This is a genomic window from Flavobacterium sp. 120, assembly GCF_003633605.1.
Classification (GTDB): Bacteria; Bacteroidota; Bacteroidia; order Flavobacteriales; family Flavobacteriaceae; genus Flavobacterium; species Flavobacterium algoritolerans.
The window spans coordinates 1,469,444-1,482,376 of sequence record NZ_RBKZ01000001.1 but is presented as its reverse complement, the minus strand read 5'-3'; the positions used below and the strand labels follow the sequence as shown (position 1 = coordinate 1,482,376).

General features: G+C 31.8%; 12 protein-coding genes. 7 read left to right on the top strand and 5 right to left on the bottom strand.

Annotated features, from left to right (window positions below; genetic code table 11):
* The first annotated feature begins 118 nt into the window (after nucleotides 1–118).
* The 5 genes from C8C87_RS06330 to C8C87_RS06310 all read left to right on the top strand — a co-directional run bounded on the left by C8C87_RS06330 (nucleotide 119) and on the right by C8C87_RS06310 (nucleotide 5,690).
* Nucleotides 119–1,522 (top strand): arginine decarboxylase, encoded by a 1,404-nt coding sequence (locus tag C8C87_RS06330; RefSeq protein ID WP_099715599.1) that lies wholly within the window; start codon nucleotides 119–121, stop codon nucleotides 1,520–1,522.
* A gap of 93 nt (nucleotides 1,523–1,615) precedes the next feature.
* Nucleotides 1,616–2,587 carry a deoxyhypusine synthase family protein gene (locus C8C87_RS06325; RefSeq protein WP_099715600.1) on the top strand — a complete coding sequence of 324 codons (972 nt, stop codon included), beginning with the start codon at nucleotides 1,616–1,618 and terminating at the stop codon, nucleotides 2,585–2,587.
* Nucleotides 2,588–2,596: 9 nt separating this feature from the next.
* Nucleotides 2,597–3,004: a DNA primase gene (locus tag C8C87_RS06320; protein WP_121342003.1), complete on the top strand. Its 408-nt coding sequence runs from the start codon at nucleotides 2,597–2,599 to the stop codon at nucleotides 3,002–3,004.
* An 87-nt stretch (nucleotides 3,005–3,091) separates the two neighbouring features.
* Nucleotides 3,092–5,203: a DNA helicase RecQ gene (gene recQ / locus C8C87_RS06315; RefSeq protein WP_121342002.1), complete on the top strand. Its 2,112-nt coding sequence runs from the start codon at nucleotides 3,092–3,094 to the stop codon at nucleotides 5,201–5,203.
* A gap of 10 nt (nucleotides 5,204–5,213) precedes the next feature.
* Nucleotides 5,214–5,690 carry a DNA-deoxyinosine glycosylase gene (locus C8C87_RS06310; protein ID WP_121342001.1) on the top strand — a complete coding sequence of 159 codons (477 nt, stop codon included), beginning with the start codon at nucleotides 5,214–5,216 and terminating at the stop codon, nucleotides 5,688–5,690.
* A gap of 1 nt (nucleotide 5,691) precedes the next feature.
* On the opposite strand, the gene C8C87_RS06305 is transcribed toward C8C87_RS06310, so the two are convergent.
* From C8C87_RS06305 to C8C87_RS06290, 4 genes are all read right to left on the bottom strand, one after another.
* Complete coding sequence (locus tag C8C87_RS06305; protein WP_121343307.1) at nucleotides 5,692–6,207, bottom strand: DinB family protein; 516 nt, start codon at nucleotides 6,205–6,207, stop codon at nucleotides 5,692–5,694.
* A gap of 10 nt (nucleotides 6,208–6,217) precedes the next feature.
* Nucleotides 6,218–8,803, bottom strand: coding sequence for a phosphoenolpyruvate carboxylase (locus tag C8C87_RS06300; RefSeq protein WP_121342000.1), 2,586 nt, complete (start codon nucleotides 8,801–8,803; stop codon nucleotides 6,218–6,220).
* Between the two features lie 96 nt (nucleotides 8,804–8,899).
* Nucleotides 8,900–9,379 carry an Lrp/AsnC family transcriptional regulator gene (locus C8C87_RS06295; protein WP_072943262.1) on the bottom strand — a complete coding sequence of 160 codons (480 nt, stop codon included), beginning with the start codon at nucleotides 9,377–9,379 and terminating at the stop codon, nucleotides 8,900–8,902.
* Between the two features lie 76 nt (nucleotides 9,380–9,455).
* Nucleotides 9,456–10,610: a M14 metallopeptidase family protein gene (locus C8C87_RS06290; RefSeq protein ID WP_121341999.1), complete on the bottom strand. Its 1,155-nt coding sequence runs from the start codon at nucleotides 10,608–10,610 to the stop codon at nucleotides 9,456–9,458.
* 311 nt (nucleotides 10,611–10,921) lie between these two features.
* Between C8C87_RS06290 and C8C87_RS06285 the strand changes: the two genes are divergently transcribed.
* A complete protein-coding gene (locus tag C8C87_RS06285) occupies nucleotides 10,922–11,398 on the top strand; it encodes a helix-turn-helix transcriptional regulator (RefSeq protein WP_121341998.1) in 477 nt (158 codons plus the stop codon).
* 256 nt (nucleotides 11,399–11,654) lie between these two features.
* Here C8C87_RS06285 and C8C87_RS06280 read toward each other — a convergent pair whose 3' ends face one another.
* Nucleotides 11,655–12,206, bottom strand: coding sequence for a 1-acyl-sn-glycerol-3-phosphate acyltransferase (locus C8C87_RS06280; RefSeq protein ID WP_121341997.1), 552 nt, complete (start codon nucleotides 12,204–12,206; stop codon nucleotides 11,655–11,657).
* A 61-nt stretch (nucleotides 12,207–12,267) separates the two neighbouring features.
* Here C8C87_RS06280 and C8C87_RS06275 point away from each other — a divergent pair, with 61 nt between their 5' ends.
* Nucleotides 12,268–12,933, top strand: coding sequence for a spermidine synthase (locus tag C8C87_RS06275; RefSeq protein WP_121341996.1), 666 nt, complete (start codon nucleotides 12,268–12,270; stop codon nucleotides 12,931–12,933).

Here is a 12,933-nt window from a genome sequence, read left to right as displayed (position 1 = left end):
ATATTTTCCAATACATGAAGGCAGAAAACGAGAAGCTTCAGATTGTTTATGCAAATATCAGAGTTTGAATTTTAGATTAAGTTATACACACTATTTTAATCTATAATTCTAAAATATAATGAATACAAAATATTCTGATTTAATCAATCAAACCTATTACTTTCCTCAAGAAGAATTTACTTTAAACAAAGATAATCTTCAGTTTCACAATATTGATTTGATGAAACTAGTAGAAAAATATGGTACGCCTTTAAAATTTACTTATTTACCTCAAATTTCCAATAATATCAACAAAGCCAAAAGCTGGTTTCGTAAATCAATGGAAAAAAACAAGTATGAGGCAAAATATTACTATTGCTATTGTACGAAAAGCTCTCATTTTGAATACATTATGAATGAGGCTTTCAAGAATAACATCCATATTGAAACATCGTCTGCTTTCGACATTAATATTGTTGAGAATTTATTGGCAAACGGAAAAATCAATAAAAGCACGTATGTAATTTGTAATGGTTTCAAAAGAGACCAATATATTGAGAATATAGCGCGACTTATTAATACTGGCCATAAAAACACAATTCCAATTATTGACAATTATGAAGAACTTGATTTACTTCAAGGTCAGATAAAAAACAAGTTCAAGATTGGAATTAGAATTGCTGCAGAAGAAGAGCCTAAATTTGAGTTTTATACTTCCAGATTAGGAATTGGATACAAAAACATTGTTCCGTTTTACAAAAAGGAAATCAAAGAAAATAAGAAATTGGAACTGAAAATGTTGCACTTTTTTATCAATACAGGTATCAATGACAATGCCTATTACTGGAATGAATTAGTAAAATGTATCAAGGTTTACGTAGCATTAAAAAAGGAATGCCCTACTCTTGACGGATTAAATATTGGTGGTGGTTTTCCAATAAAAAACTCATTGGCATTTGAATATGACTATCAATATATGATTGACGAAATCATCAATCAGATTAAAATAGCTTGTGACGAAGCCGAAGTTGATGTTCCAAATATTTTCACTGAATTTGGTTCGTATACAGTAGGTGAAAGTGGTGGAGCCATTTACCAGATTTTGTATCAAAAACAACAAAATGACAGAGAAAAGTGGAACATGATTGATTCATCTTTCATCACTACTTTACCGGATACTTGGGCAATCAACAAACGTTTTATCATGCTGGCTGTCAATCGCTGGAATGATACATACGAAAGGGTATTATTGGGTGGAATGACATGTGACAGTGATGATTATTACAACTCAGAACAAAACATGAATGCCATCTATTTACCAAAATACAATAAAGAAAAACCATTATATATTGGATTCTTTAATACTGGAGCCTATCAGGAAACAATTGGAGGTTATGGCGGTTTACATCACTGTTTGATTCCACAGCCTAAACACATATTGATAGACAGAGATGAAAACGGATTTTTGGCAACTGAGGTATTCTCAGAGCAACAAACCTCTGAAGACGTTCTGAAAATATTAGGGTACGATAAGAAAAAATAAATTCACAATAATTCAATTAGTCAATTTAAAAATTCGTTAAATTTGAAATAGCATTTTTAACATAGTGATTTTTAAGTATTTAAATTTTAAAAAATGAGCAAAGGACCAATCAGTCAGTTTATTGAAAAGCATTATTTGCATTTTAATTCTGCATCTTTAGTTGACGCAGCTAAGGCTTACGAACAACAATTAGCCAATGGTGCAAAAATGATGGTGAGCATGGCTGGAGCTATGAGTACAGCAGAGATTGGAAAGATTTTTTCCGAAATAATTCGTCAGGACAAAGTGCAAATTATTTCTTGTACTGGTGCAAATCTTGAAGAAGACATCATGAATTTGGTAGCGCATTCTCACTACGAAAGAGTGCCTAATTATCGTGATTTGACTCCTCAAGACGAATGGGATTTACTGGAAAGAGGTTTAAATCGTGTTACAGATACTTGTATACCGGAGCACGAAGCATTCCGTCGTTTGCAAAAGCATATTTACAAGATCTGGAAAGATGCTGATGATAAAGGTGAAAGATACTTTCCGCATGAATTTATGTACAAAATGTTACTTTCAGGTGTTCTTGAAGAATATTACGAAATTGACTTAAAAGACAGTTGGATGTATGCAGCTGCTGAGAAAAATTTGCCTATTATTGTACCGGGTTGGGAAGACAGTACCATGGGAAATATATTTGCATCGTATGTAATTAAGGGAGATTTAAAAGCTTCTACAATGAAATCCGGTATCGAATATATGGTTTTCTTGTCAGACTGGTATCCAAAAAACAGTACAAACGGCGTAGGTTTCTTTCAAATTGGTGGTGGTATTGCTGGAGATTTTCCAATATGTGTTGTACCAATGTTATACCAAGATATGGAAATGCATGACATTCCGTTTTGGAGTTATTTCTGTCAGATTTCAGATTCAACGACCAGTTATGGTTCGTATTCTGGAGCGGTGCCAAATGAAAAAATTACTTGGGGTAAATTAGACATTAAAACTCCAAAGTTTATTATTGAGTCCGATGCTACCATTGTAGCACCTTTAATTTTCGCTTATTTATTAGACTTATAGAATATTTTTATGAAAAGAGTAATTGTTGATTACGCAAAACTTACCAATGAAATTTTAAACCTATTGGTGGATAAATTTCCAGATGGTTATGATGATTCAAACATTATTAGTTTTAGAAACGCTAAAAATGAATTAGTTGAAGCAGTTGAAGTACGAACTGAGGACACTATTTATTTAGTAAAAGTGAGCACTAAACTTGCTGATAGAATTGAAAATTATGATGAAGATGATGAAATAATCATAGACGATGTTGTTGAACCAATCAAAGGTTTAGATTTAGATGACGATATTGATGATGACGATGATGAAGATGCTATCGATAAACCAGATTCTGATTCAGGAGATGATGACGACGATGACGATTCAGACGAAAAAGACTTTTCAGATGAAGATGATGACGAAGAAGATGAGGATTAATTAATCCCATTTTTAAAAATACATTTATAAAGGAACTCAACACGAGTTCCTTTTTTTATTACTTTAGACCTCTAAATACACGCCACAATGACCCATGAAATTTTACACGCCAAACTGAAAGAGAACTTTGGTTTTGAAAAATTCAGACCCAATCAAGAAGACATTATAAATTGTATTCTTTCCGGTCAGGATACATTAGCAATAATGCCAACGGGTGGTGGAAAATCAATTTGCTTTCAATTGCCTGCTCTGATTTTTACTGGAATTACAATCGTAATTTCTCCGTTAATTGCTTTGATGAAAGATCAAGTCGATGGCTTGAAAGCAAACGGAATTGAAGCCTGTTACATCAACAGCAGCCAAACCGAAGAGGAACGACAGTTTTATTTGGAACGTTTAAAATCTAACACAATTAAGTTAGTTTACATTGCTCCCGAAAGTCTATCTTTTCTGGATTCTATCTTCAACAGTTTAAGCATAAGCCTAATTGCAATTGATGAAGCGCATTGTATTTCGTCTTGGGGACACGATTTTCGACCAGCCTATACTAACTTGGATTATCTAAAAAACCGCTTTCCTTCCACTCCAATTTTAGCTTTAACTGCCACAGCCGATAAAGCTACACGCAAAGACATTAGCGAACAATTAAATTTAAAAAACCCTAGATTATTTGTAGCTTCTTTTGATCGAAAAAATTTAAGTTTAGAAGTGCGTCCCGCTTTAGACAGAGTCAAACAAATTATAGATTTCATTCAAGAAAAACCAAATGAATCTGGAATTATTTACTGCTTAAGCAGAAAAACAACAGAAGAACTTGCAGATAAACTACAAAAAATTGGTATTAGTGCAAAAGCCTATCATGCTGGTTTAGACACTAAAATTCGCTCTAAAACACAAGACGAATTTATCAACGATGATTGTAAAGTGGTTTGTGCAACCATTGCTTTTGGAATGGGAATTGACAAATCAAATGTGCGCTGGGTCATTCATTATAATTTGCCGAAAAATATCGAAGGTTATTACCAAGAAATTGGTCGTGCCGGTCGAGATGGTTTGCCATCAGAAACAGTATTGTTTGAGAGTTATGGCGATGTGATTCAATTGCAGAAATTTGCCTCCGAAGGCTTAAATGCCGAAGTACAACTGGCTAAACTGGAGCGAATGAAACAATATGCAGATGCTTTAAGTTGTCGCAGAAAGATATTGCTTTCCTATTTTGGGGAACTCATTACTGAAAATTGCGGAAATTGTGATATTTGCAAAAATCCGCCGCTGTTTTTTGATGGAACGGTGATTGCTCAAAAAGCATTATCGGCAATTATTCGTTTGCAGGAAACGGAACCTTTACCTGTAATCATTGACTTTCTGCGCGGTTCAAAGAATGCTTATATCTACGAAAAACAGTACCAAAATCTAAAAACATACGGCGTTGGAGTTGATCTTTCGTGGTTTGATTGGAATCAATATTTAATCCAACTCATCAATCTGGGCTATTGCGAAATTGCTTTTCATAAACAAAACAAAATCAGATTAACGGCTCTTGCCAAAAAAGTATTGTTTGAAGGTGAAAAAGTACAACTAACCACGGTTCAGAAAATCAACATTGAGAAGCATGAAGTCAAAGAAACGAAAAGCAAATCGGTTGCAAATTCACTTTTTGAAACCTTACGAAAATTGCGTTATGAGATTTCCAAAGAAGAAGAAGTTCCTGCTTATGTAATTTTTAGCGATGCGGCTTTACGCCAAATGGAAACTGAAAGACCAATGAGTGATACCGAATTATTAGCAATTGATGGCGTTGGTAGAGCAAAACTAGAAAAATATGGTGATGCTTTTATCAAAGCAATTATTGATTTTCAAAAATCTAAAGTTGTCAGAAAAAAGAAAGAAGCCACAACTTATAAAGAAACATTAGAACTTTATAAAAATGGACTATCAGTAGAGGAAATTGCCCAAAAAAGAAAATTAGGTTTAAGTACGATTATGTCTCATTTAGCGAAACTTTATGTTGATGGAGCTGATGTAGATTTGGATGCTTTTATCTCAAAAGAAGAAGTTTCTCAAATTGCTGAAGCGCAAATAAAACTGGAATCGCCAAATACCTTAAAACCCTATTTTGATTATTTAGAAGAAAAAATAGATTATGGAAAAATCCGTTTGGCATTAGCAATATTAGAAAAAGAAAATACAGCACTTTAAAAAACTTAAAATGATCAATTCATTCCCTCCTTTTGTAAATTCTCAAACCGAAATTTTGATTTTGGGAACAATGCCTGGAATCGCATCTCTGAAAAAGCAGGAATATTATGCGCACCAAAGAAATCATTTTTGGAAAATAATGTATACGTTATTGCATAATTTACCAATATCTGAAAAATTTGAGGAAAAAATACAATTACTCCAAGCGAATAAAATAGGACTTTGGGATGTTTTAGAAAATTGCGAAAGAAAAGGAAGTCTGGATATTCATATCAAAAATCAAAAGGAAAATGATTTTGAAACCTTGTTTAGAGAATTCCCAGGAATCACTAAAATCATTTTTAACGGAAAAGAAAGTCATAAATACTTTCTGAAAAAATTTGGACAAATAGAAGGCATCACGTATTATGTGATGCCTTCCACTAGTCCTGCTAATACCATGTCATTTGAAAACAAGCTGAAAATTTGGTCAACTTGCTTCGAATAAATCATAAATATCTTTCTTGAAAAACTTTTTGATGGTGCTTTAAATGACCTATAATTATAAAAGCAATTGCACGAACTGAGACAACTGTATTAGAAGCTGTTCCGGTTCTTTTCATTTGCTCTTCTGAAAAACTTTTAAAGAGAAATAAATTAGCATGTCTAACCGCTGAGAATTCTGCTAATAAATCCTGAATATTTCTACTATTAGCGTCCGTATTATCTACATAATGATTCTCATCAAAACCCGGCAAAGGCGTTTCATCATTTCTGGAAATTCGCAATGCTCTATAGGCAAAAATGCGCTCTGTGTCTATGATGTGCTGAATAATATCTTTGATTGTCCATTTCCCTTCGGCATATCTATAATCAAATTTATCCATTGGAATATTTTGTACAAAACGAATAAAATCGTGAAGAGAAATTTCTAATTCTTCAATCATTTCAACGTTTCCGGCAGCTTGAATATAAGTTGCATTAAAACTCGAATACTCATTTACAGGCAATTGATCTGTTTTCATTTTTTTATAATTAAGCTGAATTTCTACTGGCATTTGTGTTTCCAAAAAGAGAACGGGTAACGATTTTTTCGTATACTTTTATTAAAGCTTCATCTGGCTTATCCTCTTTGTTTAATTCATTTATACGAAGTAATGCATATTGTTGTATTGTCAACAATGGCAATACTATACGCTCTCTTATTTGTATTGATGCTTTACCATCAGGGTAATTTTCCATAAGCTCTTTATGACCGGCAATTTTCAAAAGCAATCTTTTTGTTTCTAAAAATTCGTCATAAATTATTTGCCAAAAAGCCCCAAATTGAGGATCTTTTTTCATGTAAGCCGTTAATGGAAAAAATGATTTTGCCAATGACATCATACTGTTTTCTAACAAGGTTTTAAAGAACAAAGAATTATCATATAAATCTTGAACTTTATTCCATTGATCCGTATCTTCAAAATGCTTTAAAGCAGTACCTACTCCAAAAAATCCGGGTACATTTTGCTTCAACTGACTCCAAGAACCCACAAAAGGAATCGCACGTAAATCAGCAAAATCTAAATGCTCTGATTTACTTCTTTTAGATGGTCGGCTTCCAATATTTGTTTTAGCATAATACTTCAACGTACTCATTTGCTCTAAATACGGAATAAATTTAGGATGATTTTTAAAACTCAAATACTTTTCATATCCTAAACCTGCTAATTGATCTAAAATATCTTTTTCATTAACAGTCAACTCATTTTGTCCTTTACTAAAGACCTGATTGGTTACACCAGCGCTTAACAAATTCTCCAAGTTATAACGACAAGAATCTAAAGTCCCAAAATTAGAACTAATCGTTTGTCCCTGTACCGTAACCTGAATCTCGTTATTTTCAATGTTTGGACCTAATGAAGCATAGAATTTATGTGTTTTTCCACCACCACGAGCTGGCGGTCCACCACGACCATCAAAGAAAATTGCTTTTATACCATATTTTCTGGAGATTGCAGTAAGCTCCTCTTTTGCCTTGTAAATACTCCAATTGGCCATTAAATATCCGCCATCTTTAGTCCCGTCAGAAAAACCAAGCATGATTGTTTGCTTGTTGTTTCTATTGGTCAAATGTTTCGCATAAGCAGGATTTGTATATAATTTTTCCATGATTTCATGCGCGTTTTGCAAATCATCAACAGATTCAAAAAGCGGAATAATATCAACGGATGGATTTTCCCAATTACTCAAACGGAATAACGCAAAAGTCTCCATCACATTAAGCGCACTTTCGTTATTACTTATTATATAACGGTTTGCACCAAATTCCCCATTGTTTTCTTGAATCGTTTTTATGGCTTGAATCGACTCAATTGTAGATCTCGTCATCTCATTTTCAAATACAATCGGGTCAAGATTACCTTTAACCTTAGATAATACAGAAAATTTCTCTTCTTCAGAAAGCTCATAATAATTTTTAGGAAAAACTAATGTATTCGAATTTGAATACAATCCTACTACGTCTTTAAAAACGGTATCGTGTATTTTACTATTTTGACGAATATCTAAAGACGCAAAGTGAAAACCAAAAAGATTAACTTTTATCAAAAGCGCATCTAATTCATCCAGATATAAAGACTGGTGTTGGTCTATAACAATTTGTTTTATTTTATTCAATTGCGATTTAAATTCATTCAAAGTGATAAAAATTTCACCTTTAGAATAAAAAACAGACCTGTAAAGTTTTTGTTCCAATTCGGTTACCAAAGTATCTACACCTGAGAAAGTTAATTTTCTTTTTAAATTTCTCATTTCTACGTAATAGCACTTTAAAATAGACGTTCGCAAACGTTCCGCCACCTTCAAAGTTATCTCCGTTGTCACAAAAGGATTTCCATCACGATCACCACCTGGCCAAAATCCAAGTTTAATCAATGGATTTTTTATGGAGTCACCATTATATATATTCTTTTGAAGGTAATGCACCATCTCTCCAGAAGTTTGATAAAATACATTTTCAAGATACCAGATTAAACTAACTGCTTCATCAAAAGGATTTGGTTTTTCGTTTTGAATAAAAGGCGTCTTACCTAATTGAGCCAACAATTGCTTAATATCCAGTAAGTTATTTTTTCGAATAGCTTCTGTCAAATCATTGATAATCCCAAGAACAGCACCAGGATAAAATTGCGTAGGATGCGCAGTCAAAACCGTTCTCACATTGAAATCTTCCAGAAAATCAATCAATTCTTCTTTCTTGTCTTTTGCATCTGACTTTTCCTTGATATCTCTCAACGAACCTCTTCCTTCCATGTTATTAACAACTGGAAAAGCAGCGTCCTCAATGGCATCAAACAATACAATTTGACGCTCGATATATTGAATAAAACGAAACATTAAATCAATTTTCTCTGTCTCTGAAGCGCTTTGCAAATATCTTTTGGCAAAAAAATCGACAATTTCCTTAGGTGTTTCCTGTTTTTTGAAACCGATTTCACAAACATCTGTAAATAAAGGCAGCAAAACCCCTGTATTATCAATAGAATCAAAGGGTAATGTTATAAAAACACTATTGTAAATGTGGTATTTAGAAAGAACGTCCTGATTGAAACGTTCAATTTTTGGTAGCGTGTACATAATCAGTTGTAGTTGGTTTAGTTAGTTAATTTGTCATAAAAAAACCCCAAGAATTAACTTGAGGTTATATTTATAATATAGCGTATTCAAGATTAATTACATATTTTTAAAAATAGTATGCATCAAGCGCTTCTTATCATTTATGCTTTCCTCAAGTGAGATCATAGTTTCAGTTCTGTAAACACCGTCAATATCATCAATCATAAAGATAACGTCCTTTGCATGCTTAGTATCTTTAGCTCTAATTTTACAAAAGATATTGAATTTCCCTGTAGTAACAGAAGCTACTGTCACAAAAGGAATTTCATTAATCCGCTCTAAAACAAATTTTGTTTGAGAGGTATTGTTTAGAAAAACACCAACATAAGCGATAAAAGAATATCCTAATTTATCATAATCAAGAACCAATGAAGATCCCATGATAATACCGGCATCCTCCATTTTTTTTACTCTGACATGAACAGTTCCTGCAGAAATCAATAATTTTTTTGCAATATCCGTAAAAGGAACTCTTGTATTGTCTATCAACATATCTAAAATCTGGTGATCTACTTCATCTAAACGAAATTTACTCATAATTCTTAAATTAATATTATTAATTGCTATAACAAAGTATAAAAATATACATAAAAACAACAAAAAGACATAAATATTATATTTTTATCATTCCGTTAACAACTTTTATGTTATTATCTAAATAAAAATCAGCTTTTTGATTCAATTTAGGAATATTATCAAAATCATCTTTATATAAAGCTCCTTTAGCATCGTATTCAAAATGACCGAAATAATTTTCTAAATCCCCTATTTGTGAAACATAGGCATTAAAACAAACCCGATTTTCAATTAACTCCTCTTTGTATTGTGATGCAAAATTGGTGATTATTTCGATACCATCATAATTTATTTTGATGTTTTTATACATAAAATCATAAAAAACGACTTTATTTTGAGGAATATTCAAATATTTATTAATTCCGTTGCTAACTATAACGTTTTCGCAAAGTGACGTAAAACTCGAAATTAGCGCCATAAAAACATATTTACGCGTTTCTTCTCTTTCATAATCATTTGCAAAATGCCCGGCTTCAAACAATAAAGTAGGCACTCCTAAATACTGAAACGTATCTCCAATACAGTTTATATTAAACGAATCATCAAAACGACCAATTTGATTTGGTAAATATTCCTTAAGTTCTTCATTTATACTCGCAATCAAATTGATAGCTTTCAATCTAGACTCGTTTATTTCCCGTTCTTCATTATAAGAAGGCGCCAAAAACGACAATGTAGCAGGTTTACCTGTATCGCTTACGCCAAAAATAGTACGCTGATCATGAAGATTAAAGCAATAATCCGGCTTAAAAGTCTCGAAAGTCTCTCTTAAAAGCTTGCTTTCTGGCTGTGTGAGATCTTGCGAATCACGATTTAAATCAATTTTATTAGCATTCTCCCTTGTATATAATGTTGCGCCATCCGGATTCAACATAGGAATACTACAAAAAGTAAATGTATTTAGTAATTTTTGAGCCAATTCAGAACCACTATGCAATACATTTAAAAAGTCAAACAACGCTTTTGTAGTTGTACTTTCATTTCCATGCATTTGTGACCAAAGAAAAATTCTTGTTTTACCTGCTCCGATTTCATACGAATAAATAGATTTTCCAAGAACCGATTTACCAATAATACTTAGTTGATTATTGGTGTTTAATTTTTGTAATAATGGCTCAATCGAATCTAAAGTAATGTAACGACCTCGAATAGATTCTTCTTTATATTGACTGAATAACTGTTCTAAATTCATGCTGTTTTATTTGATTTACAAAAGTAAACATCTTTGTATTTACATTTGTAAACTATTTATAATTCATAAATTTCAATGATGTAAACAGTATTTAGCGTTTAGTCGTAGTAAACCTAGTTCCTATAATTGACAATTGTTATCTGTTTTTATAATATAAATTATGTGTTTATTTATCAAATAGTTATATGCATTCACATCATTTTACACTTTACATTATTTATTGTAATAAATACTATTTACACTTGTAATTTTGGTGTTTCAATCTATTTTGATTACATTTGTAAATAGTTAATTTTTAATATTAATTTACAATGGTAAACATAGAGGATTTTATAAAAAGATTAGAAATTATACTGGATTACTACAGTTTGAATGCTTCTTCTTTTGCAGATAAAATTGGCGTGCAGCGTTCCAGTTTGTCTCACCTACTTTCAGGAAGAAACAAACCCAGCTTGGATTTTATACTTAAAATATTGGAGGTTTTCCCCGATGTGGATTTGTATTGGATTTTGAATGGAAAAGGAAACTTTCCCAAAAATTCAGAACAGTTTAATAAAAAAGAAAACAGCGTTGAGCAAATAGTAAAACAAAATATTGCTACTCCTCCGCTTACTGAAATAATTCCTGAGAATTTATTTTCTGAAATAAAAATTCCAAATCCAATTCCTGCATTGGAAACAAAAAAAATAGAAAATCAAAATAGCTCCAAAGAATCGCATTCTGATGAAATTGATAAAATCGTAATTTTTTATAAAAATGGAACTTTTAAAAGTTATATCCCCGATTAAAAAAATAACCCCAATTCAGATTTCCAAATTGGGGTCATTCAAAAAAAAAACTAAATTGTAATTTTATTTTCTAAAAACAAAAAACTGAAATTCCACTAGCTTCAACTCTTACATATTATCGCACAAAGCGAAAAGCAACATCAAAAAAGCGCAGCTAACAAATAAACTTTTCGTGTGTATCATTTTTAGAATATAATTGTATTTACGGAAAATTCAAAGTTTTGGTTTTAACCTTTTAATACTATTATAACTTTTGCTAAAATAAATATCCTTTTTCTGGAATTTTACCTTCAACACCTATAAAATGTTTTTTTAAAATAGTCATATCGCTTTCGATATTGCCAGAAGGAAAAACTGGATTTCCTAAATTTACTTCTTTCTTACCAAAATCAAAAGCTACAGGAATAATAGGAACATTTGCTTTCAAAGCAATATAATAAAATCCGGTTTTTAGTTCCGTAACTTTTTCACGGGTTCCTTCCGGAGCAACAGCCAAACGAAAAATTTCCTTTCTTTGGAAAATTGCCGCAATAGAATCGACTTTGTTCAAACCTCCAGAACGATCCAATGGTTCGCCGCCCATATATCTAAAATAAAATCCGAAAGGAAAACGAAACAATTCCTTTTTACCAACCCAGTTCATTTCTAATCCAGTTATTCCTCTGGTAAAAATTCCCAAATAAAAATCATGCGCACTTGTATGCGGCATCACCATCATGACACATTTTTTGATATCCGCATCAATTGTCCCAACTATTTTCCAACCCATAAGCTTGAAAAATATCCATTTGTAAAATTGTTTCTTCATTCTTTATTATTTAGTACAAAATAAATAATTTATATCTTATTTTTGGGTAAAACTGCCAGCAATGATTAAAAAAATATTCAGTTATCTAATTCCAATAAAAATTTATGAAACCAAATCTTCGTTGAGTAAATCAATAGAGGTGACTTGGGCAAATGGGGAATTGGTTTTAGATTCTGAAAATGCAAATTATTCGTATGGCAGTTTGCAGCGCATCTTAAGATTAGGATTAAAAAACATTGGCTATGAAAAAATAGTTCCAATGAATCATATTTTAGTTTTGGGAGTTGCCGGCGGAAGCGTCATAAAAACTTTGGTTGATGAAATAAAATACAAGGGAAAAATCACTGGAGTAGAAATTGACCCGGAAATAATAAATATAGCCAACACCTATTTTAAATTAGATAAAGTAAAAAATCTTGAAATTGTAATTGATGATGCTTTCGAATTTGTTTTAAAAACCAAAACCAAATACGATTTAATTATTATCGATATTTTTCAAGATACGACAATGCCTAGTTTTCTATTTGAAACTTTTTTTATCAATAGAATTTGTTCTCTTTTAAAAAGTCGTGGTTTTATTCTTTTCAATACAATGTTATTGAACGAAAGCCAAAATCTAAGAAATAAAAAATACGTATCTGAATTTTACAAAAACCAATTTAAAATAAGAACCATTCCTAGAGTTGAAGTTCATAATGAGTTGATTGTTATTGAAAAAACAGCCTAA

Coding starts and splice junctions, on each gene's coding strand:
- C8C87_RS06330 (WP_099715599.1), top strand. CDS start 119: ATGAATACAAAATATTCTGATTTAATCAATCAAACCTATTACTTTCCT.
- C8C87_RS06325 (WP_099715600.1), top strand. CDS start 1,616: ATGAGCAAAGGACCAATCAGTCAGTTTATTGAAAAGCATTATTTGCAT.
- C8C87_RS06320 (WP_121342003.1), top strand. CDS start 2,597: ATGAAAAGAGTAATTGTTGATTACGCAAAACTTACCAATGAAATTTTA.
- recQ (WP_121342002.1), top strand. CDS start 3,092: ATGACCCATGAAATTTTACACGCCAAACTGAAAGAGAACTTTGGTTTT.
- C8C87_RS06310 (WP_121342001.1), top strand. CDS start 5,214: ATGATCAATTCATTCCCTCCTTTTGTAAATTCTCAAACCGAAATTTTG.
- C8C87_RS06305 (WP_121343307.1), bottom strand. CDS start 6,207: ATGAAAACAGATCAATTGCCTGTAAATGAGTATTCGAGTTTTAATGCA.
- C8C87_RS06300 (WP_121342000.1), bottom strand. CDS start 8,803: ATGTACACGCTACCAAAAATTGAACGTTTCAATCAGGACGTTCTTTCT.
- C8C87_RS06295 (WP_072943262.1), bottom strand. CDS start 9,379: ATGAGTAAATTTCGTTTAGATGAAGTAGATCACCAGATTTTAGATATG.
- C8C87_RS06290 (WP_121341999.1), bottom strand. CDS start 10,610: ATGAATTTAGAACAGTTATTCAGTCAATATAAAGAAGAATCTATTCGA.
- C8C87_RS06285 (WP_121341998.1), top strand. CDS start 10,922: ATGGTAAACATAGAGGATTTTATAAAAAGATTAGAAATTATACTGGAT.
- C8C87_RS06280 (WP_121341997.1), bottom strand. CDS start 12,206: ATGAAGAAACAATTTTACAAATGGATATTTTTCAAGCTTATGGGTTGG.
- C8C87_RS06275 (WP_121341996.1), top strand. CDS start 12,268: ATGATTAAAAAAATATTCAGTTATCTAATTCCAATAAAAATTTATGAA.